We start from the raw sequence: 24,347 nt of genomic DNA, 5'->3' as shown, positions 1-24,347 counted from the left end.
CTCTCTTTTCTGTTTATTATATTACTGATATGGTTAACGGCTATTTTGAAATGCCCATTTAGAGGTTGCCTTGTCGTATTCAGCTGAAACATCGTTTTTTGCCCGTTGTATTGCACTATTAAAATTACTCGGCCCGGGTGTGCTTATGGCAACAGCGGCGGTAGGCGGTAGTCACTTAGTAGCATCAACTCAAGCGGGGGCGAAGTTTGGTTGGCAGTTAGCGCTGCTTATATTGGTAGTTAACTTACTCAAATACCCATTCTTTAGAGCAGGTGTTAGCTACACCATCAGTACAAAACAAACCCTTCAGCAAGGGTACTTGGGAATGGGACGACGATATTTGGCCATTGCCTTGGGTTTGAATACCATTGCGTCGGTGGTCAATGCTGCAGCGCTGTTGTTGTTTGCTGCAAGCTTATTGTCGTATTTTATTCCTTTCGATATCGCCATAACGTTGTCAGCTTCAGTGGTTTTGGCACTTATTTTAATCATTCTACTCGCTGGCCATTTTGAAGGATTGGACAATATCGCCAAAGGCATAATGGGCGTGCTTGTGGTGGCGACTGTAGCCGTATTCGTGGTGGCATTAAGCAATTATTCTGCTTCACCAGCACCTGCCGTGGCACCGCCTTCGCCTTGGACGCTCGCTACATTAGGCTTTTTAGTCGTCACAATGGGGTGGATGCCCGCACCTATTGAAATATCGTCCATTACTTCACTTTGGTTAAAGCGGCAGTGCAAGGGGCAAGCCGTAACACCAAAGTCGGCCCTTTTCGATTTTAATTTAGGTTATGCAGTGACGGTGCTACTCGCATTGTTGTTTTTGGGCTTAGGTGCATTAATTTTGTATGGCAGCGGTACAGAGCTAAGTACCAGCGGTATCGGCTTTTCCCATCAGCTAATTAGTATGTACTCATCAACCATTGGACAGTGGGCGCATTGGCTTATCGCACTGGTTGCATTTTTGTGCATATTTGGTTCGGCGCTAACCGTTTACGATGGTTATGCGAGGGTGGTTGCTGAAGCAATAGCGCTTCTTTTTAACAAAGACAAAAACGCACGAAATACGCTGGTAACGCCGGTGTTGCTGTTTATGGCAGTGGCGAGTTTTATTATTGTGTTGTTCTTTAAATCTGCGCTATTGGCAATGTTAGGCTTTGCGATGACGCTGGCCTTTGTTACTACTCCAATGTTTGCTTGGCTTAACCATAAGCTTGTGGCACAAACCAAGCTTCATCAAGACGCCGCACCAAACGTGGTAGTGAAGCTGCTTAGCTATTTAGGCCTAATCTATCTATTTGGGTTTCTAATGGTGTTTATATGGTGGAAGTGGTTTAGCTAGCCACTTCCTACCGTAACGAGAGCGCAGAGCACTTTAGGTGCTTCGCAAGTCTCGCCTTAGTAAATTAGTTTAATTACGCGCACCTATGCGAGCCCAAGCGCAATACTCATCTATACTGTAGATGACATCGTTTGAGGAGTTCGCAGCTTGGTGCGTGGCAAAAAACTATTTCCTTCCACCCTTTTATTATGGGGTAAGCGTATCATGCTGCTTTCGCTTGTGAGTGCGGCAATGTGGGGCTGTTCAAAAGAACCGCAGCAAACTATCCACTGGCACAATGCTTACGACATTGAGCGCGAACTTCATCTTTTGGGGCAGCAAGAAGACCCTCGCGAAATCTACAAAAGGCTTCAAGGTATTAAGCAACAGGCTTCGCTACAGCTTTCTCAAATGCGTGAAGCAGGTAATCAGGACCCATTATTTAGGGAATGGTTGGAGTCGCTACGCATTAGCTTATCGTTAGCTCCTTTGTACGGCGATACCATTGAAACGTGTAGCGTGTGGCAAGGCGCCATGGAAGACGCTTGGGGAGTGGGAATAGTGCAGTTTAATGAACGAGCCAAACTCGTGTGGCGGGTAATGGTGGCTACCTGCAACGCACGAGTTCGCTCGGTATAGTACTAGGTTTTACTTAGTATAAACGGGGCGAGCCGCTGTTAGCGTTGCCACTTTATCTATCACTTGCTGTACTACTGCATTGTCTTCTGGCGCTGTTAACACATCACAAATCCAATGGGCTAATTGAGCACAGTCTTCTTCACTAAAATTGCGTGAAGTGACCGCAGGTGTGCCAATTCGAATACCACTTGTAACGAATGGCGACTGCGGATCGTTGGGTACTGTGTTCTTATTTACCGTTATATTCACGCTATTTAATATCGCGTCGGCTTCTTTCCCCGTCATTCCTTTACTTACAAGACTTAGCAGGAACATGTGGTTGTCGGTTCCATTAGATACTACGTCGAAGCCACGCTTCATAAATACATCAGCCATAGCTTGTGCATTAATGACTACCTGCTTTTGATAAGCGCGGAACTCTGCTGTCATGGCTTCTTTAAGCGCTACCGCTTTTGCGGCAATAACGTGCATAAGTGGGCCACCCTGAATGCCAGGGAAAATTAATGAATTGAATTTCTTTTCAAGCTCGGGGTTTGACTTACACATAATAAGCCCGCCACGAGGGCCACGCAGTGTTTTATGGGTAGTAGTAGTAACCACGTGAGCCGCGTTAATTGGCGAGGGATAAACACCGGCCGCAACAAGGCCTGCAACATGTGCCATATCTACGAGTAAATACGCGCCTACGCTATCAGCGATGTCTCTAAACTTCTGCCAGTCGACCACGCGAGAGTAAGCAGAAAAGCCCGCTACAATCATTTTTGGTTTGTGCTCTTGAGCCAGGACTTCTACTTGGTCATAGTCAATTTCGCCAGTTTCTGTGTTCAAGCCATACTGAATCGCGTTGTATAGTTTTCCCGAGAAGTTAGGCTTTGCACCGTGTGTGAGGTGCCCACCGTGATCAAGGCTCAACCCAAGAATGGTATCGCCAGGGTTTAATAGCGCCATATAAACTGCAGTATTCGCTTGAGAGCCAGAGTGAGGCTGCACATTCACATAGTCAGCTTCAAACAATGCTTTAGCTCTGTCGATAGCAAGCTGTTCTACTTTGTCCACCGCCTCGCAGCCACCGTAATAGCGCTTGCCCGGATAGCCTTCTGCATACTTATTAGTTAGCTGACTGCCTTGCGCCTGCATAACCGCTTTGCTGGTGTAGTTCTCCGATGCAATCAGTTCAATGTGATGTTCTTGGCGTTTGTTTTCTTGCGCAATAAATGCTGCGATATCTGGGTCTTGATCGTGAAGGTGCTGGTTAAGTGGGTTCATGCTGGCTCCTAAATGTCATTATTTTGTATCTGATACTAGGAGTGTAAAAAGAATAAATAAAATTAATAAAAATATGGCATTATAATTTTATTAAATGGCCTTGTGAGCAAGTTTGGCATCAGTAAGGCAAAACAGCAGGCAAAGCTAATAGAGAGGTGTACAGCAAAGTAATGAAAAACTTATCGATAGATTTTCTGCGTTCGTTCGTGCTTATTGCACAGACGGGTAGCTACACTCAATGTGCCGAGCAGCTTCAGCGCACACAGCCTGCCATTAGCTTACAGATAAAAAAACTAGAAGAAATGATTGGGGAAAAGCTATTTTCCCGCGACAAAAACCGCTTGGCACTGACTGGCGCTGGTAGTCGCTTATTGTCGTATGGTGAAAAGATAGTGGCTCTTAACGATCAGGCTATGGCCGAATTCGGCAAGCCGCAGGTTACGGGAAATATTCGGTTAGGCATTCCCAGCGAATTTAGTACAACGCTTATGCCTAAAATTATTCGGCGGTTCACGCAAACCTATCCGGAAATATCGCTAGAGGTGCATTGTGCGCTAAGTAAAGACTTACTTAGTGAGCCGCTTAAAAGTCAGTTAGATTTAATTCTTTCGCTACAAGAAACACCAGATCCTCAGCAAGACGGCTACATCATTTCAGATCAACTGGTATGGGTGGGGAGTCAGCGCTTTGTAAATAGCGTGCCTGTTAAACTGCCTATTATTGCTGCGCCGTCGCCATGTATTTACCGCAAGCGAGCAACCAATCTGTTATCGGCTATCAAAAAACCGTGGCAGGTGGTGTATACCATTGCTGACTTAAATGGCATACAAACGGCGATTAACGAAGGGCTGGGCATAACCGTTCTTGCAAAGAGTTCAGTGCCACCTGGTCTACACGTTTTATCTAATTCAGAAAGTTTACCCGAGCTTGGGCATGTGGGTGTTTGTTTAGTTAACCCTCAGAAAGTGTCATCGAAAGCGATTAGCTTGCTTACTGAAACCATTACCAACGAAGTCGCAAACTTTTAACAGGAAATAGCAGGGGATAGCTAGCGCGCTTGCTAAACAACAACAAGGCAAGCGCACCGAGAGGAGTAACAGCTTTTCAATAAAGGCCGTCTATGCCTTTTTAACAAATTGTGCAGTTAGCATCATTTCGCCAGCACCATCTACTTTACAATCTAGCTGGTGGTCTTTGGCATCTTTCACATGACGGATAACGGCTTTGGTACCAATTTTAAGTACCAATGAACTGCCTTTTACCTTCAAATCTTTTGCTAACGTAATTTTGTCGCCGGCTACTAACGGTGTTCCGTTGAAGTCTTTTGCTGAGACTTCCTCTTCTACCTCGTTCGGGTTCCACTCGTGTCCACATTCAGGGCAAATAAGTAGAGGCTGATCTTCGTATACATATTCTGATTGGCAATGCGGGCAAGGAGGTAACGACATGTGGAATTCTCTTAAAGTACTAAATTAAAGCGCTCGGGTCATAAAGTGGCTGTTGGGATCGATTGAGTAACTGCCAAATGGACCGCAATCAACAAAACCAAACTTTTTGTATAGGGTTCTGGCCGCTAAAAAGTAGTCTTGCGTTCCTGTTTCTAAACTTACCGAACTAAACCCTTTCATTTTCGCATGTTCTAGGGCAAAAAGTAATAACTGAGACGCTACACCGCATCCTCTAAACGGCTTGGCTGTGCGCATAGATTTTAGCTCGGCGCTATGTGTATCAAGGGTTTTAATAGCGACGCAGCCCGCAAGCTGTTGCTGCTTCCAGCCACTAAAAAAAGTAATGTTCGAAGCTTTTAGTGCTTCAACATTTAATGCATGTACGCTCTCAGGTGGCGATGTAGCATACATATCAGACAAATGCTCTTCTAAAAGCGCTAGCACTTCTCCTCCGGTGAGATCATCAATAATAATCTTCATGTGCTTTGGCCTTTAGGTATATTCTGAATAGACGGCGGTACAAGCCTGTTTGTTAAGTGCTTAAGGGTTTAGTCATGTTAAAAAAGCGGTCGTCTTCACTTTTAATGATAAATCCCACTTTTTTATAAAGCGAAACGGCAGGGCTAACTTTGAATACTCGTAAGTCAAGCGAGTTAGTATTGGCCCCTAACGCTAGTCTTTCTGCTTCTTCAATGGCAGCACTACCTATGCCTTTGTTTTGGGCGCTGGGTATGACCTGAAGGTCGCGCAATATACAGGTGCTACCGTCGTATTGAAGGCGCATAACCCCCACCGTTTCGCTGTCTACTTGAATGTCGTAATTAATGAGCTCTGCGGTAACCCCAAGCACTTTGTCGACGTCCCAATCAGGCGCAAACTGAGCGTAATAATCGCGCATGTTATTAAAGGTAAACTCAGCAGCCCTTGGTAGGTTCGTACTTGGAATAAAGGTAATCTTCATCGCGTTTTCTTCGTTATTTATTGCAAGCAAGACTTTTATCCATGACTTCTTGGTGCGAACATAATTATCGCCATACCAATCATAGCGACAAAGGTGCCCACCAAGTCCCATAACGTTGGCTTCACTCCATCAACAAGCCAAAGCCACATAATAGCCATGAAAATGTAAACACCACCGTAAGCGGCGTATACGCGCCCGGCAGCGGTCGGGTGAAGTGATAACAGCCAAGCAAAAAGCGCGAGCGATATAGCCGCTGGTACTAACAACCATATGGACTTATCTTCTTTCAACCATAAATAGGGCAGATAGCATCCAACGATTTCAGCAAGTGCAGTAATAACAAACAAACCAATGGTTTTTAATTCCAACGGGCAGACCTCTTTTGAAATACTGCTGGTAAGCAATCAATGCTCTTTGAAAAGGGCATTAGAGCGCTACTCGCACGCCATGCTAGGAAACTATCTTTCACTAGTTATCGTCGCTTTCAGAGCTAAACAAGCCTCTAAAAAGCGCGGTAAGTGCTCCAGACACCGTATCTTCTATAGCATCGTTTTTGTGGTCACGCTTTTTGCTGTATCGGTTAGTAGATTCTTCTCGCTGTCTTTTTTCAGCACTGGCGCTAGCCCCATCAAGAAAGTCTCTTGCAGCCCTATCAGAAGTTGAAGCGCACCCTGTTGAGATTACGCATATTGACAAGATTACTATCAATTTAATCTTCATGTTATCTAAATTCCTATCACCGTATAACGTCTAATAAAGGGCATAATAAAGTGTAGCGTAACAACGATTCGTTATGTACTTTGCTTGCTCATACCTCTAATTGCAAAGAAGTAATAGATTAAAAACCCCAACCACGAAAAGAAAAGGGAAATGGCCCCCCATGCTAACTTGTGTATGCCTTTAGCTTTTTTGGATGTTAAGGCAATTAACGCTGGTAGAAGTGTAAGGCTGAAAAGCACGATAAAAATAATGATTTGCCAAAAGCTCATGTTAAAAGAACTCCTTATCTTTTGGTTTTTAATTACAAGGGCTGCACCAAGTTCACCGAATGTAGACATCTAACCTCTACTCGTTTCAATATCCATTGATTTCAACGAATTATTTTTTATTTACTTGAACTACAGCCTATAGAATCAAATTTTCTGAATTACACACTATAGTCTTAATCGTCTTTTTGTTAAGACATTTACTGCGATTTTTGTTTTGAAGCGTGAGGCATAATAGCGTAAAAAACTGAACAAATTGCTATCACATAAAAAGAGTGGAAGAAAAAGCCCACCATATTTAACGCATCTGCTTCACACTGTGTTTGCAGGCCAGAGCAAAAAAAGAACTCCACTACGAATGAAGACAGTACTCCTAAGCCAAAAATTGCCATATAACTGAACAACGGTTTGAGCTTTAGAATTCCAATAATCAGCAAAACAACAACTACTGGAATTACAATAATTAGCGCAGTCTGCATAAATCCCTCTTAGATTGATTTGGCTAATCACAACCCTGTGAAAGAAACTTGGTAGACTACGGCCTGTTAAACCAAATATAAACTGCACACAATAAACAACCAAGTTAGTGATATACCGAGTACTATTTTGAATGTTGGTAACTTAGTTTGTGTTAATGAATAAATCGCATATGAAGCGGGAATGACAGCGAGACAGCCTCCAAGTACTAAGCCTTTAAAAAATCCTGCGATTAGCCCCCCATTCATCTGCAATAAATGCATAAACCCAAGTGACTCCCCAGGCTACAAAGCAAAATGAAAGCAATAACTTGGCTATTCTGACTTTTACCTTTACATCTTTGCTTTTCATAAATATCCCGTTAGATAGTTTCCAAAGGTAAATAACGACTTAACATTGTATCTTCCCTAGGGAAGATACAGTCGTGAGACGAACTTGGCTGATTTGTAAGGCCAACATCTATTTTGAAAGCACATGGCTTGTGGTTACCTGAGCCATGTTGTCTATTTCATCAGCTTTACTACGCATTGTTTGAAAGGCTCTACTTTTGAACTTAATTCTGGGGGGAGTATTTCGGTACCGTCTGTTAAATCTAGAATGCCTGACACTACTGGTTTGTCAGCTGTCGTATCTATCTTAGCATTTATGGTCATGGAAAAGTTGTAGCCGCTTGGGAGTAGAGATGCGCATTTTTGGACTGAATTTAAGGGAGCTGGGTTACTAAATGATTGAAAGGCTAACAGTGAAGATAGCAAAGTGGCTGAGCCAATAAAAAAAGCTTTTTTGTTCATGGTAATTCCTTTTAACGTATTTTTCTGTCTCAAACTTTGACCTTAACTGATCTACAAAGTTCTGTAGCTAACGTCGCAGCGAACGTGCTCATTGGCTTGTTATATGTGTACAAATTAACACCTTTCACACCTCACTTTAGTAAAAAAAACTAGCTACAAAGAGGATGATATTTGTTCTAGGCAATTATTTATTTGCCCATCGGTAACAATAAAACCACCCAACAGGCGGGATCAAGAAGTTGAGCAAGACGGCGTAAATGACAACCAACACGATATTGTCAGCCTTTCCTTTAGCAAATTTGATGTTAAAAAAATTACAACTAACGCGAGGATGAAGAGTGCTTGCCCCAAAATGTTGCATTTAGATTCATAACATTCCTTATTGATGAACTTTCTGAAAAGCATTGGTCTTCCACATTAAAAGTGGACGTCCATGTTAAGCGTATTTTGCTTCGTATTCATATGGGCTGACATAACCCAATGTTAAATGCCGCCTACTCTGACTTTGAAAAACTTAGTTTTTTCGCTCAAATGTTGATATGACCAAGGAGGGTTTACTACATCAATGTTAGAAACGCCCAGCGTAGCAAGCCCTTCGAGTGAATAGTACCAGCCGATAAAGTCTTCTTTCTCGGCGAACTCTTTATATTCGGAAGATTGCCCTAGTGTTGTTATTCGCTGGTCCACACCAATTTTTTTGAAGAAGTTTCGCTCACGAATTACAGCTGACTTCATATATTTCTCTAAGTTCTTCTTTGTTGATTCCCGCTCTTCCTCTGGAAGAGCATCAATAAACGATGTTATTTCTTTCTCCATTCCGGTTGTACCACCATGGAAACCAATAACTGCGTGATTCGAGATCCTGTGATGGTTTGCTGCAGAAAAAACGTAATTGGCGCATGATGAGAGACAATACTCATTGACCTCAAGCTTCAAATCATAGTTATGAACAATATTGCCAAGATCCATTCCATGATTGATTTCACCGCCTTCGGACGTTATAGACAGCCATTCAACCTTATTTTCACTATTTTCCAGAAATGAGAGAAGTTTCTGATTTGCTGATGGCGATAATTTACCGTGATAAATTACTGTGTTTTCGTTCAAATCGACTGTTGTTTCACCACCCTGCGCTGGCACGAATGATAGAGAAATAATTAAAATAAAAGACCATAAAAGTTTAAACATGTACCTTCCTTGTGGCATTTAACTCTACTTTAAGCTAAGGGGCGCTAGCCTGTGGGCTATAATCCGAACGAAGCGAGTCAGCCCACATGGCAGCGTCCCAGCGACCGGAGGGAGTGGCTTGAGCGTATTGTTAGCCACGTTCGTGCCAATACCCAGGTTTTCGGTGGTTGTGCATAATAGCTACCACACTAATCTCCCTGTTTTCGATAATTTTATAAATAATAGAGTATGGGAACCTGCTTAAGACAAAGCGTCGATGAGTTTGCCCCATTTTTGTCCATGCCGATGGCAAAGAGCTAACTTAATCGATGGCTTCCTTTAGTTCTTGAGTAAATTCGCGACCCAACCCCAAAGATTGTTCTTGATACCAATCAAACGACTCTTTTATTTCCCTTTTAACCTCTGGGTGAAAGGAAACAGTTAGCATTTTTTAATTAAGATCCTTTTCTATCTCTTCCCAACTAATGCTTTTTACCGCACCAGACTCTAGCTCTGCGCTGCGAGATTCTGCAAGTTTTACCCACTCGGATTCCACATCGCTATCAATCTTGGTATCCATAGCTGTTAAAAGACAGTGGGCAGCAAGTGCTTTCTCTTTAGTACTGAGTTGCTCGATATTTTCAAGCATCACTCTTAATGCATCAGACATAAAATAACTCCCATTGGGTATGATTTGATATTACCACTAAAAAAGAGAAGTGAAAGGCTGGATTTACAAGTAGCGGGTAGACACAATGACTCTCTGTGAAATGCTAGCCTCCGCATTTTCGTGGGTTAGCTGAAAGCCAGTGCCATAATTAGTTTGTTCAATACTAAATCATTTGGAGGCTAGCATGAACAAACATAGCATGATTTTTATCGGGTTGGATACGCATAAAGAGTTTCATGAGGTTGCTTATTGCGAAGAACAGCGTGGGGCTGTGCCTGTTCATTATGGCCGTATTTCCTCGTCTAAGGTCAGTGTCAAAAAGCTGGTTCGTCAGTTTGAATCTAAATATCCCGGCGCAACACTTCACGTTGTTTATGAAGCTGGACCGTGTGGTTATTGGATATATCGCCTTATTACCAGTCTAGGACACTGTTGCTATGTCGTAGCTCCGTCTCTTATTCCCAAAAAAGCCAGGAGAGCGAGTTAAGACCGACCGTCGAGATGCTCTTAAGCTCGTTAGGTCGCTAAAGTCTGAAGACCTTACAACTATCTATGTGCTCGAGCCGGAGGATGAAGCTATGAGGGATTTATCCCGAGCTCGAGAAGCCGCAATGAAGGATTTAAAAGAAGCCAAGTACCAGCTTAAAGCGTTACTTTTGCGCAACAACATACGTTATGAAGGCATTGCCAACTGGTCGAAGATGCACCTTCGCTGGCCCACTGAATTAACATTGCCTCACACGGCCTAGCAAATAGTCTTGCAGGATCAACTACAAACTATAGAAGAGCGCATCCGGCGACTGGAAAGGCTCGACAATGAGTTAACCCATCATGTGCACCAATGGCGTTAGTATCCGGTAGTGAAAGCCGTTCGATTGCTCATTGCTGTTGGCGTGGTAGCAGAGCTTGGCGATTTAAACCGCTTCGACCATCCAAGAAAACTCATGGCATATTTAGGTTTAGTCCCCAGCGAACAATCATCAGGCGGAAAGCGTCACTTAGGTGCTATTACTAAAGCGGGAAATGGCCGAGCACGGCGTTTGCTGATTGAAGGTGCGCACAGCTACCGGTATCCAGCGAATGTCTCTACCGAGTTACAGTTAAGGCAAGAAGGCTTACCCAAAGACATCGTCGATATTGCTTGGAAAGCGCAATTGCGTCTGTGCAAACGCTATCAGCGCATGAGTAAAAAGGGTAAACACTACAATTTAATCATTACCGCGATAGCCAGAGAAATGGCGGCATACATCTGGGCTATCGCAAAAGAAGTGGTACTTACACCGGTTAATCCAAAATTACGGTTAAGTAGAGTACCTGCATGATAAACGAGTTTGAGCTAACGCATTCGGATCAGGCCGCGGAATGTGGCACAACCTACGAGGGTGTTATGATGGCAATAACTTAACGGTTATTGATCCACGAGCCTAGACTGATGAGAAGGTGGCCACGGCGGAGTGAGTAAGGTAGGCGCTGTTCATTAAATTAATGAATAATCCACGAATACCAGCATGATAACCGACGACATTACTGCCTCATCCGGTGCGTTAGCTCAATTTATAATGAGTGGGAAACAAAGCTAATCATGGGCTGAAAGAGTGTCAGGAAAATACTCGTTCAGGGTTGACAAAGGGAGTCATACCAACACTTAAATATGTGGCACAAACAGGCAGGCGATAATGGCGAAGCCGCCTGACTGTTTGTGTCCCAGCCCGCCTGCGGGCGACATAATTTTTTTGTTATGTGACTTTACCCTAAATAAGAGCATGCTTTTTATACTTTTTAACAAACACTTTTGCTTCTGCCAACGTTGAAGGGTAAGAAACGCTGAAATAGCTATTTTTGATAAGCCTGATTTTTTGAAAATAGAAACCATGGTGGACGAGATATGCCACCTTTTTCCATTGGGCAACATCCGACTTTTTTGGTGCTTTGAAATGCCGGCCTAAATTATAAGTAACACCACCACAAGAAACACACTGGCCGTGCAATGGATAATCGCATGGAGCACCAGGAAAGCTGCGTTGAAAAGAGGTTTTGCAGTCGAGGCACGCATACGCCATAGAATACTTGCCACTTGAAAAGGAAGCTTTTGTCTGGTTTGATTGGTTTAGTTCTGTAACCAGAATCCCATCTCAGTGCTTTTTTAGTGTTTCTATCCATGAATATCCTGAGTCACATAGCCCGCATAACGGGCAAAAGTACGTAGGCTATAATACTGAGCGAAGCGAAGGGAGCCTACGTGTTTTTGTCCCAGCGAAGCGACTTAATGTGTTTGTTATAATTTTCTATTATAGACTTCCTCTGCGCCCTTTAGAGCGGGCAATAGAAGTTTCCCCTCTCTGATACAGAATGTATTTTGTTGTATATCCAGAGGTATTCTTGTGTCTTCAAATTGAAGGACAAAGCAGCCTTCATCATCCGGTGGAGTTATTAGCGAGAAATGAGTTCTTATGGGGTTTCCTCTACTTGGATAAACAGAATATAGGCCGTCAGATATTACTATTTCCTGATTTTTTAATATCTTTGAGAATTTATGAACTTCTTCTTCATTCATTTCTGAATTTTCAAAGCTTTCAATTGTTTCTGCCTTACTGAAACTCCAGTGTCCAATAAATTCATACTCTGTACTTTTGAGAGTCTTCGCAATCGTATAGTTGCTAGATAAGATTAGGCTAACCGTGATAACTGTAAGAAACGCCCTTTTCATTAAAATTACCCCTAAATTATAATACCCGCATAACGGGCAAAATACGTAGACTACAATACCAAGCGAAGCGCAGGGAGCCTACGTGTTTTTGTCCCTAGCGAGCGGAGCGAGTGTTAATGCGTTTGTTATGCGCTATTGACTTACAGTGCGAGAATACCATAATTAGGTATATATTGGTACTTGGAGAAAGCAAATGGCTAAAAATACCAGCATTACCCTTGGTGACCATTTTGATGGCTTTATTGCTAGCCAAATTCAAACTGGTCGATATGGCTCAGCGAGCGAAGTGATTCGTTCAGCTCTTCGCTTGCTAGAAACACAGGAGACCAAATTAAACACTTTGCGTCAATTACTTGTAGCAGGTGAAGAAAGCGGCGAAGCTGAATACGACCTTGAGAACCTGATATCAGAACTAGATGGTGAATTAAAAGAGTGAAACCATTTAAGTTAACTATACTCGCAAAATCCGATTTAAAAGATATCGCTTTATTTACACAGCGGAAATGGGGGCGGGAACAGCGTAATGTATACCTAAAACAGTTCGATGATTCATTTTGGATGTTGTCTGAAAATCCTGATATCGGAAAAAGCTGCGACGAAGTAAGAGACGGATACAGAAAGTTTCCGCAAGGTAGTCACGTTATTTTCTACAAGCAAACTGGTAACCAAGAAATTCTGGTTATAAGAATTCTTCATAAAAGTATGGATGTAAATCCTTTACGCTTTGGCGCATAACTTTCCAATAATGGGCGCAGACATGTGGGCTAAAATCCGAACGAAGTGAGCAGCCCACATGTTTGCGTCCCAGCCCGCGCAGCGGGCGTACTTAATTTTTTTGTTAGATGGCATTAGCCGCAAGAGTTCGAAGCTCACTTTCGTAGCCTTGCAAGTCGAAGTTCGTAGAACACTTATTCATAAAACCATGAAAGTAAGGCACCTGTCTAATTTTGGTTCTTTGTGTGGTGTGCAATTCTGAGATTAATTGTGATACTGAAAAGTGTTTCTCTGTTTTTGGGAAAACAAGAGTGACTGGAAATAATGGAACAACTTTTCGATTGTTTCTTATTTGAGACCCGTAAAAGCATATAGCTTTGTTTATATGCGAAGGCCCTAAACTTCCTGAGAGGTTCCAAATGGCAGCAGCACCAACGCTAAAACCCACGAGATTTACAGAAGAATCCAATTTGGTTAGCGAGTTAATCAAATGCTTGCTGTAATTTTCTAAGCCAATATTGGAGGAGAAATACTCATATGCATCACTTTCAGTGTGAAACATCTTATTTTGACCGTCATACGGGTCAACAATGATGTGGTTCTTACAGATGGCATTTGCCAATTCTTCAAGAGCGGGAGTTTTACCAAAGATATCCGTAACAACTACAGTAGTCACTTTAATTTCCGTGCCGTCTAACTTTTCAATAACGGGCGCAGACATGTGGGGCATAATGGCGAAGCCGCCCCGCGTGTATGCGTCCCAGCGAACGAAGTGAGCGAGTTTATTGAGTTGTTAGGTGCGTGCCCAAACAACCTTGAATTTATTTGCTCACAAAACATATATGTAAATGTTTAATGCCATAACCCCGAACATTAACATTGCGGTAAATATTAGTGCCATAAAGACTGCAAAGAAAAAAGGGTGGTCTCTTTTGCTTAACACACTACCTCGGATCGCGACTTCGCCAAAGAAAACGGCTGTTAACAGGTGAATTAAACAGATGAGTGAGCAAGAGAGATAAATGAAACCATTAAAAAGGGTTTTGGTTAATTGACCGGTTTGTACAAGGTAAAATAGACAGCAAAAGACTATACAAAAAACAACCCAGGTAATATTGAGTGCACTACCTAATTTTTGATTTGTTAATTTGGCTTGCATCTGTCTGTTAAGCACCTAACACTAGGCTAAGGGGCAAAAGCACAATGCGATAATCGCGCAGCCGCATTGTGTTTTTGTCCTAGCAGCCCGCGCAGCGGGATGCGACTTAAGCGTTTTGTTATGTGCCACCTTTACACTTGAAAATGGAGTCACATTTTTAAGCCTGATGCTTCTTAATTTTTTTGCCGATGCCCAGAATGAAATTCTGCATTTGTTTATCGAAGCCCAAGGCGTACCCAATAAATAAAAATAGTATCCCACCAGTTGCAACGACCTTAAAAAACGTGAAGTCTTCAGTTTTTGTTTGGAACATCAGTGCGGCAATGGATAAGCCGATTAAACCAACTACGAATCTCCATATACCAGTTGCGAATCTATCTCTTTTTTTCATATAAAAACTCCTGTTTTAAATTAAGCATATAACATTAAGCTAAGGGGCGCAGGTACGTGGGGCATAATGGCGAAGCCGCCCCGCGTAAATGCGTCCCAGCGACCGGAGGGAGTGGCTTGAGCGTTTTGTTATAAGGCGATGTTTCTACGAACATAATGCCAAGACCACAAAGAACCGACCACACCTAGCCCACCATAAATACTTAAAAACAAAAATGATTGAATGTCTATTGATGCCAAGTTTTTGCTAAACAATACGATTGGTGTTGCGCAACCAAGAATTAATCCAATACATAAAAATACTAGAAAACTAAACTTACTTGACCAAGCGTTTTTAAGCCATAGCTTTATGAGTGGATAAGCTAATATTGAGCCCATAACAAATGCAATGGGAAATGCTAAAGCTCCAAAGATGAAGGCTGCACTGCCATATGGCAAGCTTAAAATAGTCAAACTTAATGTGACAAATAGAGAAGACTGGAAACTACAGATTAGTATGTGTCTGAACATCCTTCTAGCCTTATAACTTTTAAATAAGGGGCGCAGGCATGTGGGGTATAATGGCGAAGCCGCACCGTGTTAGCGTCCCAGCGAACGGCGTGAGCGACAATAGCGCCTTGTTAGGTGCTCTTAGCACGTTTAATCCTATATCTTATAACGTAATTGAAACAGTAGACACCAGTTCCTAACACAAAGCCAACAAAGAGATAAAAGAAAAGTGGGTCGGTTTCTCTTTCGTAAACACTGCCTTTGTATTGAACAGCACCATTTATTAATGCATAAATACCATAGACAAATATAGCAGTGGCACCAATACATACAAAAATCTGCTTTCCGAGTCCAAATTCATCACCTTGATTCACTTTATGCGTTTCAGGTTCTAACTCATTTCTTTTCTGCAATTCGTACAGAATAACCTCGAGTCGTTTGGGGTATCTTTCTTTATCGATAGAACTTAAAGCTTCTTCTAATTCTGCCTTAGAGTAATTTGAATAGTCTGGCCTCATTCAACATCTCCTTGAGCACATAACGCCCGCCTAACAGGCGCAAAATGCTTGGCTAAAATTAGGAACGAAGTGACGCAGCCCATGTGTTAGCGTCCCAGCGAGCGAAGCGAGAGCTTTGAGTGGTTTGTTAGGGCCGTTTTCGTTTAGTGAAACCATATACTAAAGTTAACGCTCCAACCAATAAAATAACTAAACAGCCTATGATTCCTTTTGGTTCGAATTTAGTATTTTCAATTATTGCTAAAAACAGAATTACAATAGAAAAAAAGGTTAGAATTCCACCTATAGCCATAAATGAAATAGCACTTGGCTTTGCCGCTTTTGTAAAAACAGCTCTAATTAATGCCCAAACACTAAGTGAAAACAACAAATAGTAAAATGTGTAATCAAGAGCTTCTAGTTCACCTTTATATGTCTGATGAATTCCCAAAAATGAAACGGCGCCCGTAATAGTAGAGCATATGAATCCGAGAAAAATCGCTAATATCCTTTCTCTTCTTGTAGGCAGTCTGTCAATAGATTGGGGGTGTGCAATTTTCATAGAGGCCCTAACTTTTAAATAAGGGGCGCAGGCATGTGGGGCATAATGGCGAAGCCGCCCCACGTGTATGCGTCCCAGCCTGCGCAGCAGGCGACTTAATTTTTTTGTTATACATTTACTTTGTACTTTAAATCGACCGCCTCGTCGCCTGTAACTCCTCTAAAACCCCACTGATATTTTTCTTGCTCTTTGATGGTGATTTCTACGTCGATTGGCTCAATACAAATGGCGGACTCTATTTCTTTGAAAAGCGTTTTAATAAGTTGCTTTTGCGTATCCGGCTTGCGACCTTTCATCAAATTGATTTCGATTACCGTATAAGCATCGCTTCTTCCACCAGGATAATAAAAGTTGTCTTTTTCTAGAGGCACAAATCTATGTGCTCGTTTGTCTTCGGGCATACCAAGAACTGACTGCATGCAATGGTGTATTACATCTGAAAGTGCAGCTTTAATTGGATTGAGATGTTGATTTATTCCGTATATTACGACCACTGATGTTTCCTTGTGTATAACACCCGCATAACGGGCAAAAATACGTAGGCTACAATACCAAGCGAAGCGCAGGGAGCCTACGTGTTTTTGTCCCTAGCGAGCACAGCGAGCGTTAATGCGCTTGTTATGTCAACGCTATTCGCACGCCATAGTTGCCTGTTGCTTACACTTTGAAATAGATTCATTCTCTGTACTACCACCCATACAGAAATCTAGTCTCAATAGCTTTTCTTCGCGGATAGGGGATTTGTCGTTTGCCAACGTCCATTCCCAATCTTTAATCACTTTAGTCGCTGGCCTAGAAATAACTTTTTTAGGAACTGAACTTATGAGACTGATACTTTCTGTTGCACCGCTTTCATCGACTATAACTTTAAAGATTCCGCAGCCAGCTACACCTTTCATTGCTAGCTCAACAGGATAGCGAGGCATGAATTGCTTCTCTCTAAGCCAAATGCTCTCAGTTTTTGTTGGCTCCAAATGCGTTAATTCTACCGACGCGTAGTTACTGGCAGCAAGTGCTCCGGTGGACAAAAAACAGAGCGGTAAAAGTGCATTCTTGTAGTTCATAAAACCTTCCTTAGTGAGTTCACATAACGCCCTGCTTAGGGGCGGAAATACATGGGCTAAAATAGGAGCGAAGTGACGCAGCACATGTATTTGCGTCCCAGCCCGCTTGCGGGCGACTACAGCAGATTGTTAGGTAACCTACCGCCAAAAACCAAACCGAGCGACACCTATGAGGTTAACTTCTATAACCCACAACTTGTGCTGGGAAATAAAAAGAGAAAAACGATCTTCTTTTAAACCTAATAAGTTCGCACTGACAAACTGCCAATCATGTATAGCAGATTTAGACCACGATTTGTCAGTAACAATAACTGATTCGCTAGATTTGATTGGTAAATTTAAAACCCAATTTTTGAGCAATGAAGTGTTTTCAATGTGAATCCACTCGCTATTGCCCGTTTCTTGCTGCCATTCGACTTCATGAAGAAATGGCTCAATAATTTTTCTCAGGTCCCTGAGCCTAAAATTACTGCTCGTGAGATCAAGCATGATAGTTACCTAACTTTCCAATAACGGGCGCAGACTGTGGGGCATAATGGCGAAGCCGCCCCGCGTGTATGCGTCCCAGCGAACGAAGTGAGTGTGTTAATTGGCTTGTTAGGTGCCTTTGCCACACCAAAGCTCAAAAATATCATTATCTTCTTCTATTGCAATTGAACAAGAAGCTGCACCCGCCTTCCATCTAAAATTATATTGCCCGAATTGCTCTGTGCTGCTGAAGCCGAGGGCTCCTGAGAGTGCTGAACTGACTTGCTTATTTGTATAATTGAACCCTTTTTTAGAGCACTGCACAAACAGTTCATCTGTTGCTTTATGATGACTAACATCGCAGCCATTTATTTGGTTTGGTAACGAATCTAGGTCTTCTAAGAGATCCGGAATAGTGAATTCAGAAATGCTGTTTTGTTGAATAAAGAAATTAGTTTTCATCTGAGCTTGCTTGCTACAAGCTGCAAGAGAAAGGCAGAGCAGTGAGGTCGTAAATATAATTCTATTTTTCATAACATCCTTATTAGTTTGAACAGGCACCTAACGCCTCAATAACCGGCGCAGCTTTGCTGCGTCCGGCGCCGTAGGCGCGTAGTTGATTGACTTGTTAAGCATTTTCACTAACTCGCTGAAAAAGGGTAACCTGGACTCTGCCCTCCGTTTTAGATTGCATAACCACCCAAAACTGAAGATCGTCTTGTACTAGCTGGGCTTGATGGTGGTTTAGCAGGGTCTTGATCTTCTCTAACCAAGAAGGAACTATTTTTAAGAAGTTGTCTATATCCTTGGTGGCAGCAAAAGGGTTTTGAGCGTGCAGTAACCCCCCGCATCGGTCGTAGATGTTTTCAAAGTCTTTTCTGGTGAGAAAGCCTGACTTGATAGCCTTTACTTCTAAAACCTTTCCCGTGACCTTATCAATAATCTGAGTGCTTGGAGACGGGTAAAATTTTGGGTTTATTTCCTCAACACTTTTCAGGATTCTTTTGGCGTGCCAATCTTTAGAAAAGTTAGCCCGGACTTTTGCATATTCCTCTTTATTGGCTACAAGTGATGCCAAAGCTATAAGCTCAAGTATTTTTCGTACTTGAAGACAAATAGATTCAGCTGTTGTTTGTTTATAAAGGGCATTGCAGCGGCCATCAAGAAATGCCCGAATCACTTCGGTTCGCTTCTTGATCTCCTCCATGCATTCTGCATATTTATTGATGTATTGCTGATCTATCATGATGCTTAACTTTTAAATAAGGGGCGCAGGCGCGTGGGCTAAAATGCGAAGCAGCCCACGTGTATGCGTCCCAGCGAACGAAGTGAGTGACTTACTTTTTTTGTTATATGCGTGCATAAACAACCTTGAATTCAGTGCTCGTTATCTTGGCCCACTGAATGGGTTTATTTGAAAAGGGTTTTTACTATGTTTGCCTGCATTCCAAAAACCCCAAGAGAGTAGTGCAATTAAAACTGCCTTAGCACAGCCAAGCAATACAGCAATTATGTCTGGTAACGCAAATAAGCTTGAAATAAATTGTGTTACTGCAAAAAAGCCACAAATAAACGCACCTATCAGTGCGAATGCCTTAGTGACTGGATGAAAGGCGTTGCTTTGTTTATTCATTAAAATTCCTTTTTCAATTTCCTAGAAGCATATAACTTTCCAATAACGGGCGCAGGCATGTGGGGCATAATGGCGCAGCCGCCCCGCGTGTATGCGTCCCAGCAAACGAAGTGAGTGTGTTGATTGGCTTGTTTGCCACGCTTTGCTTACGAAGCACTTTTTTGAAACTTACGCATAGCTTTAACGACATTAACAATTGGCAAAGTCGAGAAGAGAATAAAAATAGCCATGTACAGCATAAGGTTTAAATAAGCTAAGTAAGCCAATACCCCAACTAAGATTTGTACAGTACCAGATAATAAAAAGCTATTACCCACGTATTTGCAGAAAGCAGGTAAGTCGGCAATTTTAGAAAAGTCGATGCCGTTGAGTACATCCGCTTTTTGCTTAAAGGTAAGTAGATAGCCAATGATTAAGTATATCAAGCCGCTCAAGCAGGATATTAAAAGAATTAGAAAACCTGTATCCATGGAAAATCCTTTTTAGTGGCTAACTTTCCAATAACGGGCGCAGACATGTGGGGCATAGTGGCGAAGCCGCCCCACGTGTATGCGTCCCAGCGAACGCAGTGAGTGTGTTGATTGGGTTGTTATACGAATGGCCAATTAATTCATAGAAAGTAGGCTACGAGGTTTTAGCTCTAAATTATTTTCTAACCTTTCTATTTTTGAAAGGAGATCTTGATTAGCTTTGCTTGTTTGCTCGACCTGGCTCTGAAGCCTATCTACTTTGACCTGGAGAGTATTATTGGCTTGATTTTGTTGGTACAGGATGAACGACTGAAAGCTAATTACAGTAGTGAACGCGATTGTTGATAAAGCTATCTTTGTACGACTTTTCATAGAACTTCCTTATTTCAATAGAGTTTTAAGACTACCAGTGATTTTCTAGTTTTTCACTTATTCGTATAACTTCCCACTAAGGGGCGATAACACATGGGCTAAAATTAGGAACGAAGTGACGCAGCCCATGTGTTAGCGTCCCAACGAGCGAAGCGAGAGTCTTGAGTGGTTTGTTATGTTCGGTCGCTACCATGGAATACCATTTAAGTGTGCAAAAAACCCCGATGCAGCAGAAAAAAAGAATGGCACTAGACAAAATGATAGCAATTTAAAGCTGACCTGCTTTCGCAAAAGATAAATAAAGAGCAAAAACACCAGAAATAGCAAAGCGCATTGAACAACTGATAGCCCAATTAAATAGAGATATTCCTGTCTACCCGGACTATCAGGGTTATTTATGAAGCCATGGATACCGATAAATGAGAAGTAACAGGGCAACAACGCTAACACTGATATGAGAGGTAGTACAAACTTCGCTTTAATTTAGTTTCTCCGTAGAACATAACACTAAGCTAAGGGGCAAATGTACAATGCGAAAATGGCGAAGCCGCATTGTATATTTGTCCCAGCAGCCCGCGCAGCGGGATGCGACTTGAGCGTTTTGTTATGCATCTATTACCCCAAACAACCTAGTGTAGTTCTTTTTGTAGAGCTTAACTGTGATAAAAGGTCGAACTAAGCAAGCGTTAATCATTACTGAAAAAAGAGAAAGTAGAGTAAGAAAATTGATAGTTTCGAAAGATGTAAAAAAACCAACAAGTGCCGCAGATGCAACAGTAATAAAAGAGTATGTATTAAACCATTGGATGTTCTTTCTAAGAACTGAAATTTCATTTTCACTGGCGTAATCGCTAATGAAAAAATATAGAAATACTAACCCAAAGAAACCCCAGATTACGCTTTCAGGCCTTATTTCATAGATAGCGCTACCGAAACACGTAGACGCTATACCTAGAGAGAATGAATCGGTGTAGGCCATTTTCATAAGTAAAGATTGGTCGACTGGTTCTTTTGAAAGGGGCATTCGATTCATAATCTACCTTGATGCATAACTTTAAGCTTTGGGGCGCAGGCACGGGGCTATAATCGCGAAGCGGCCCCGTGTATGCGTCCCAGCGAACGAAGTGAGTGACAATAGCGTGTTGTTATACGCAGTGATACTACCACCCCCTGGTGATATATGAAGCAATGTCAAAAAGTGCATCTATCTTATCGCTACGGCGGTTCCAGTTGTCATGTTTGTGAGGAGCTCCTTTAATTTCTATTGGCTCGTGCTCTTTCATTAACTCATGACGAAGAATTGCGCGATCTTTTTCGCTAAGCATTAGTGACTGAAGTTTTTCAAGTTCACCAGTATCTAGCCAAATTGCTCCGCATCCAGGGCATTCGTCTATTTCTACTGCGTGCAATGGGCTGTAAAACCTACGGAGCATAACTGTATCAATGCATAAAGGGCAGCTTACTCTTTCTTTCAGATCAGCAAGTTCACTATGGAATTGACTTAAATGGGTTGCTAAAGCCTTGCCCCGTTTGTCATTTGGGCATTCAAAACTTTTTAGCGTTTGGTTTTCGAAAAGCACGCCACCACAAGCTTCACTGATATATACAGGAACTTTTCCTACACTCACTTTTTTAAGAGGGGTTCTAGTTCTAGGGCATTTCATATTTCAACAACATCCTTATTGCGTATAACTTTTAAATAAGGGGCGCAGGCATGTGGGCTAAAGTCCGAACGAAGTGAGCAGCCCACATGTTTGCGTCCCAGCCCGCGCAGCGGGCGAACTTAATCTTTTTGTTATGTCTCATTGGTAAAAAACTTCCTTGAATATGCTCGGAGCACAATAGTCATTTAAGCTGACCACTACGAAGTGCTTTCTCACAAGTCCCGCATCTATTTCATACCATGCCTTTGTTTGGTTATCTTCCTCATACAAGTCTAGAGGGAAGATGAATGTTGGTTCTTCAAGGCTGTCTGATACCAGCAATACTGAATAAGAACTTTGACCTTCAATGCTCTCTGGTAATTTAATAGTTACAAAGAAGTTTGAATCTCTAAGGGTTGTATCAATAGTAACATCTTCGGCATGTTTGGAATTGAACTGTTCGCGCATTTCATCGGTTACTATGCAGGATGAGGCAAGACAGCCAAAATTGACTAATAGAAGTAATAAAAAATTAACCGCATTTATCAATTCCTTCTGAGACATAACTTTTAAATAAGGGGCGCAGGCATGTGGGCTAAAATCCGAACGAAGTGAGCAGCCCACATGTTTGCGTCCCAGCGAACGGAGTGAGTGACTTAATTTGCTTGTTATGTTTCGTCACTCAAAACTTCCTTTTTAACCGACTCGATATCAATATGTGGAATTATGAATTGCCATTGCTTACGTGCAGAATCTAGGTAGATTACAAAACCATAAGCAATTCCAGAAAAAGCTGATATAGCCAATAAGTACAATCCAGTAGAACCTTGGAAGTGCAACAAGAAAACAATCATAAGCCCAAGCCATGATATACCAGTCAAAAGCAAACTTTTCCTTTTTAGTTTTAATGCGTGTTTTTCTGGATTCTCTATCGAAGAAAGAATACTTTTCAAAGCTTTATTTTTTAATTGATTATCCAAAATTCCTCCATGAAACATAACTTTAAGCTAAGGGGCGCTGGCACGTGGGGCATAATGGCGGAGCCGCCCCGCGTGAAAGCGTCCCAGTGACCGTAGGGAACGGCTTGAGCGTTTTGTTAGCTTTCATCTTTTACCATTTTACCGCACTGTTGATAAGAGCTTTCTGTGATGCTGAAATAAAGGGAAGTATTCTTGATTTGCAGGGCCCGCCTTTTAGCTATCCACGCTCTAAAATTGTGTTTTTCTTCAATTCTGGACCAACTTATAAAAATTGGTTCACGCCAAAAAAGGAAAAATGATCGTTTTACTAGCAAACCTTCTTTGAAACAGTGTATAGCCATAGAGTTCCAATAATCTTTCTCGGTCGAATATTTATAAGAAGGGCAATTTTTCCAATAAAAGACCATTTCTATTGAGTTGGGCTTGCCGTGTGGTTTGGGTATCTTTTCACTTACAGCGACATACTCGCTCCAGAGTGGGTGAGTATTTTCTCTATAGCTTAAATAGCTAAACAATAGTAACAGTGTTGAAATAATTAAGATGGCAAACATGATGAAAGCTAACATTAAGCTAAGCGGCGCATTTGCGTGGGGCATAATGGCGAAGCCGCCCCGCGTAAATGCGTCCGAGCGACCGAAGGGAATGGTCTTAAGCGCCTTGTTATAAGCAGAGCCAGTTCCTTTGGTCTTTTAAAAACTGTTGATGCCAGCATACGATTGATTGTTAACACAAACAAGTAGAACGACAGTGGACTGATGGTTTTGATTTGGCAGAAGCTAGCCGCCATCTGAGCTACCGAGTGTAATGGCGCTTGCTGGCTGAAAATAAGGATTTGGAGATTAAGCGCCTATTACACCACCTTTGAATTGAGAGCGGCGGAATAAAACCTACCACAAGCCAGAGGGATGCTAATGAAAACAGGAGAGGGCAGTTGCACTAGGATTTGTATAAAGCCAAACGCAGTTAAGGCTGACGCCTTATAACACCCGCATAACGGGCAAAAACACGTAGGCTACAATACCAAGCGAAGCGCAGGGAGCCTACGTGTTTTTGTCCCTAGCGAGCGAAGCGAGTGTTAATGCGCTTGTTATACAACTAGTCTGCGCAGATCTTTGAAAACCTGTGCCTATATATTTCCCAATCTTGGGATACGCACAATCTTTGTAAAACTCGATGATGCATCTTACTGTACTTGGGATTTTTAGATAATAAGCGAATTAGATTACCACCATATTTTACTGCTGATTCTTCGGTTCTTAGAACATAACTTAACTGAAGCAAACCATAGTATGCGTTAACTTTCTGACTGTAAGTAAGGCTTGGTTCTAAGGTTATAATACTCAGGTAAGTCTCGTAAGCTTGAGAAAACTCCTTTTTGGTTATCAATATGGTCGCATCATAGAGCAACTCATCGACGTCGATTGGAGCAGGTAACACCTTAAAACTTTGAAGCGTGAATACCACTAATAGCGC

Annotated in this window: 34 protein-coding genes and 1 pseudogene; 7 read left to right on the top strand and 28 right to left on the bottom strand. The window is 42.1% G+C overall.

Annotation, left to right across the window (positions count from 1 at the left end; genetic code table 11):
• Positions 1–70: 70 nt before the first annotated feature.
• Positions 71–1,342 carry an NRAMP family divalent metal transporter gene (locus tag KUL49_RS09455; protein WP_039225017.1) on the top strand — a complete coding sequence of 424 codons (1,272 nt, stop codon included), beginning with the start codon at positions 71–73 and terminating at the stop codon, positions 1,340–1,342.
• 204 nt (positions 1,343–1,546) lie between these two features.
• Positions 1,547–1,960, top strand: a complete 414-nt coding sequence (locus tag KUL49_RS09450) for a hypothetical protein (RefSeq protein ID WP_230598748.1) — start codon at positions 1,547–1,549, stop codon at positions 1,958–1,960.
• 9 nt (positions 1,961–1,969) lie between these two features.
• Here the strand turns inward: KUL49_RS09450 and glyA are convergent, their stop codons facing one another.
• A complete protein-coding gene (gene glyA, locus KUL49_RS09445; RefSeq protein ID WP_131137128.1) occupies positions 1,970–3,226 on the bottom strand; it encodes a serine hydroxymethyltransferase in 1,257 nt (418 codons plus the stop codon).
• Positions 3,227–3,396: 170 nt separating this feature from the next.
• Here glyA and KUL49_RS09440 point away from each other — a divergent pair, with 170 nt between their 5' ends.
• Positions 3,397–4,254 carry a LysR family transcriptional regulator gene (locus KUL49_RS09440; RefSeq protein WP_131137127.1) on the top strand — a complete coding sequence of 286 codons (858 nt, stop codon included), beginning with the start codon at positions 3,397–3,399 and terminating at the stop codon, positions 4,252–4,254.
• A gap of 90 nt (positions 4,255–4,344) precedes the next feature.
• On the opposite strand, the gene KUL49_RS09435 is transcribed toward KUL49_RS09440, so the two are convergent.
• From KUL49_RS09435 to KUL49_RS09375, 11 genes are all read right to left on the bottom strand, one after another.
• Positions 4,345–4,674 carry a zinc ribbon domain-containing protein YjdM gene (locus KUL49_RS09435; RefSeq protein WP_014948132.1) on the bottom strand — a complete coding sequence of 110 codons (330 nt, stop codon included), beginning with the start codon at positions 4,672–4,674 and terminating at the stop codon, positions 4,345–4,347.
• A 24-nt stretch (positions 4,675–4,698) separates the two neighbouring features.
• On the bottom strand, positions 4,699–5,154 hold the full coding sequence (locus tag KUL49_RS09430; RefSeq protein ID WP_131137126.1) for a GNAT family N-acetyltransferase: 456 nt from the start codon (positions 5,152–5,154) through the stop codon (positions 4,699–4,701).
• A gap of 52 nt (positions 5,155–5,206) precedes the next feature.
• Entirely contained in the window at positions 5,207–5,635 is a 429-nt protein-coding gene (locus tag KUL49_RS09425; protein WP_165477896.1) for an N-acetyltransferase, read from the bottom strand.
• A gap of 35 nt (positions 5,636–5,670) precedes the next feature.
• Positions 5,671–6,039 (bottom strand): YnfA family protein, encoded by a 369-nt coding sequence (locus KUL49_RS09420; RefSeq protein ID WP_131137124.1) that lies wholly within the window; start codon positions 6,037–6,039, stop codon positions 5,671–5,673.
• 64 nt (positions 6,040–6,103) lie between these two features.
• Entirely contained in the window at positions 6,104–6,355 is a 252-nt protein-coding gene (locus tag KUL49_RS09415) for a hypothetical protein (protein ID WP_014948136.1), read from the bottom strand.
• 71 nt (positions 6,356–6,426) lie between these two features.
• Positions 6,427–6,624: a hypothetical protein gene (locus KUL49_RS09410; protein WP_014948137.1), complete on the bottom strand. Its 198-nt coding sequence runs from the start codon at positions 6,622–6,624 to the stop codon at positions 6,427–6,429.
• A gap of 197 nt (positions 6,625–6,821) precedes the next feature.
• Positions 6,822–7,100, bottom strand: a complete 279-nt coding sequence (locus KUL49_RS09405; RefSeq protein ID WP_014948138.1) for a hypothetical protein — start codon at positions 7,098–7,100, stop codon at positions 6,822–6,824.
• A gap of 501 nt (positions 7,101–7,601) precedes the next feature.
• Positions 7,602–7,889: a hypothetical protein gene (locus KUL49_RS09395; RefSeq protein WP_131137123.1), complete on the bottom strand. Its 288-nt coding sequence runs from the start codon at positions 7,887–7,889 to the stop codon at positions 7,602–7,604.
• 483 nt (positions 7,890–8,372) lie between these two features.
• Complete coding sequence (locus KUL49_RS09385; protein ID WP_131137122.1) at positions 8,373–9,077, bottom strand: hypothetical protein; 705 nt, start codon at positions 9,075–9,077, stop codon at positions 8,373–8,375.
• A gap of 301 nt (positions 9,078–9,378) precedes the next feature.
• The gene (locus KUL49_RS21130; protein WP_258312645.1) at positions 9,379–9,504 is read right to left on the bottom strand and encodes a hypothetical protein; all 126 of its coding nucleotides are present in this window, start codon (positions 9,502–9,504) and stop codon (positions 9,379–9,381) included.
• A gap of 3 nt (positions 9,505–9,507) precedes the next feature.
• The gene (locus KUL49_RS09375) at positions 9,508–9,726 is read right to left on the bottom strand and encodes an addiction module protein (protein WP_131137121.1); all 219 of its coding nucleotides are present in this window, start codon (positions 9,724–9,726) and stop codon (positions 9,508–9,510) included.
• A 184-nt stretch (positions 9,727–9,910) separates the two neighbouring features.
• Between KUL49_RS09375 and KUL49_RS09370 the strand changes: the two are divergent.
• Positions 9,911–11,048, top strand: a pseudogene (locus KUL49_RS09370) (IS110 family transposase).
• Between the two features lie 953 nt (positions 11,049–12,001).
• On the opposite strand, the gene KUL49_RS09360 reads toward KUL49_RS09370, so the two are convergent.
• Entirely contained in the window at positions 12,002–12,433 is a 432-nt protein-coding gene (locus KUL49_RS09360; RefSeq protein WP_131137119.1) for a hypothetical protein, read from the bottom strand.
• Positions 12,434–12,626: 193 nt separating this feature from the next.
• Between KUL49_RS09360 and KUL49_RS09355 the strand changes: the two genes are divergently transcribed.
• Both KUL49_RS09355 and KUL49_RS09350 read left to right on the top strand, forming a co-directional pair.
• Entirely contained in the window at positions 12,627–12,869 is a 243-nt protein-coding gene (locus KUL49_RS09355) for a type II toxin-antitoxin system ParD family antitoxin (RefSeq protein ID WP_020745298.1), read from the top strand.
• Positions 12,866–13,168 carry a type II toxin-antitoxin system RelE/ParE family toxin gene (locus KUL49_RS09350; RefSeq protein ID WP_131137118.1) on the top strand — a complete coding sequence of 101 codons (303 nt, stop codon included), beginning with the start codon at positions 12,866–12,868 and terminating at the stop codon, positions 13,166–13,168. The genes KUL49_RS09355 and KUL49_RS09350 overlap by 4 nt, the downstream gene beginning before the upstream one ends.
• A gap of 103 nt (positions 13,169–13,271) precedes the next feature.
• Here KUL49_RS09350 and KUL49_RS09345 read toward each other — a convergent pair whose 3' ends face one another.
• The 11 genes from KUL49_RS09345 to KUL49_RS09300 all read right to left on the bottom strand — a co-directional run bounded on the left by KUL49_RS09345 (position 13,272) and on the right by KUL49_RS09300 (position 19,879).
• On the bottom strand, positions 13,272–13,877 hold the full coding sequence (locus tag KUL49_RS09345; RefSeq protein WP_131137117.1) for a hypothetical protein: 606 nt from the start codon (positions 13,875–13,877) through the stop codon (positions 13,272–13,274).
• 586 nt (positions 13,878–14,463) lie between these two features.
• Positions 14,464–14,697, bottom strand: a complete 234-nt coding sequence (locus KUL49_RS09340; protein ID WP_131137116.1) for a hypothetical protein — start codon at positions 14,695–14,697, stop codon at positions 14,464–14,466.
• A 619-nt stretch (positions 14,698–15,316) separates the two neighbouring features.
• Positions 15,317–15,703, bottom strand: a complete 387-nt coding sequence (locus KUL49_RS09335) for a hypothetical protein (RefSeq protein WP_131137115.1) — start codon at positions 15,701–15,703, stop codon at positions 15,317–15,319.
• Positions 15,704–15,830: 127 nt separating this feature from the next.
• The gene (locus KUL49_RS09330; protein WP_105930048.1) at positions 15,831–16,244 is read right to left on the bottom strand and encodes a hypothetical protein; all 414 of its coding nucleotides are present in this window, start codon (positions 16,242–16,244) and stop codon (positions 15,831–15,833) included.
• A 107-nt stretch (positions 16,245–16,351) separates the two neighbouring features.
• Positions 16,352–16,738: a tautomerase family protein gene (locus KUL49_RS09325; protein ID WP_131137114.1), complete on the bottom strand. Its 387-nt coding sequence runs from the start codon at positions 16,736–16,738 to the stop codon at positions 16,352–16,354.
• Positions 16,739–16,873: 135 nt separating this feature from the next.
• Positions 16,874–17,308, bottom strand: coding sequence for an energy transducer TonB (locus KUL49_RS09320; RefSeq protein WP_131137113.1), 435 nt, complete (start codon positions 17,306–17,308; stop codon positions 16,874–16,876).
• Positions 17,309–17,446: 138 nt separating this feature from the next.
• Positions 17,447–17,797 carry a hypothetical protein gene (locus KUL49_RS09315; protein ID WP_131137112.1) on the bottom strand — a complete coding sequence of 117 codons (351 nt, stop codon included), beginning with the start codon at positions 17,795–17,797 and terminating at the stop codon, positions 17,447–17,449.
• A 108-nt stretch (positions 17,798–17,905) separates the two neighbouring features.
• Positions 17,906–18,310 (bottom strand): hypothetical protein, encoded by a 405-nt coding sequence (locus KUL49_RS20795; protein WP_165477895.1) that lies wholly within the window; start codon positions 18,308–18,310, stop codon positions 17,906–17,908.
• A gap of 94 nt (positions 18,311–18,404) precedes the next feature.
• Positions 18,405–19,022 carry a hypothetical protein gene (locus KUL49_RS09310; RefSeq protein ID WP_131137111.1) on the bottom strand — a complete coding sequence of 206 codons (618 nt, stop codon included), beginning with the start codon at positions 19,020–19,022 and terminating at the stop codon, positions 18,405–18,407.
• Positions 19,023–19,163: 141 nt separating this feature from the next.
• Positions 19,164–19,409, bottom strand: coding sequence for a hypothetical protein (locus tag KUL49_RS09305; protein WP_131137110.1), 246 nt, complete (start codon positions 19,407–19,409; stop codon positions 19,164–19,166).
• Positions 19,410–19,555: 146 nt separating this feature from the next.
• Entirely contained in the window at positions 19,556–19,879 is a 324-nt protein-coding gene (locus KUL49_RS09300; protein WP_131137109.1) for a hypothetical protein, read from the bottom strand.
• Positions 19,880–20,910: 1,031 nt separating this feature from the next.
• On the opposite strand from KUL49_RS09300, the gene KUL49_RS09290 reads away from it, so the two are divergent.
• A complete protein-coding gene (locus tag KUL49_RS09290) occupies positions 20,911–21,099 on the top strand; it encodes a hypothetical protein (protein WP_131137107.1) in 189 nt (62 codons plus the stop codon).
• 312 nt (positions 21,100–21,411) lie between these two features.
• Here the strand turns inward: KUL49_RS09290 and KUL49_RS09285 are convergent, their stop codons facing one another.
• The 4 genes from KUL49_RS09285 to KUL49_RS09270 all read right to left on the bottom strand — a co-directional run bounded on the left by KUL49_RS09285 (position 21,412) and on the right by KUL49_RS09270 (position 23,470).
• Positions 21,412–21,915 (bottom strand): zf-TFIIB domain-containing protein, encoded by a 504-nt coding sequence (locus KUL49_RS09285; protein ID WP_131137106.1) that lies wholly within the window; start codon positions 21,913–21,915, stop codon positions 21,412–21,414.
• Between the two features lie 138 nt (positions 21,916–22,053).
• Positions 22,054–22,518 carry a hypothetical protein gene (locus tag KUL49_RS09280; protein WP_242633789.1) on the bottom strand — a complete coding sequence of 155 codons (465 nt, stop codon included), beginning with the start codon at positions 22,516–22,518 and terminating at the stop codon, positions 22,054–22,056.
• 44 nt (positions 22,519–22,562) lie between these two features.
• Entirely contained in the window at positions 22,563–22,874 is a 312-nt protein-coding gene (locus KUL49_RS09275) for a hypothetical protein (protein ID WP_131137105.1), read from the bottom strand.
• A gap of 116 nt (positions 22,875–22,990) precedes the next feature.
• The gene (locus KUL49_RS09270; protein ID WP_131137104.1) at positions 22,991–23,470 is read right to left on the bottom strand and encodes a hypothetical protein; all 480 of its coding nucleotides are present in this window, start codon (positions 23,468–23,470) and stop codon (positions 22,991–22,993) included.
• Positions 23,471–24,347: the final 877 nt, after the last annotated feature.

The organism is Alteromonas sp. KUL17 (assembly GCF_006538305.1).
Taxonomy (GTDB): Bacteria; Pseudomonadota; Gammaproteobacteria; order Enterobacterales; family Alteromonadaceae; genus Alteromonas; species Alteromonas macleodii.
This window is presented reverse-complemented; position numbering and strand designations above follow the sequence as displayed.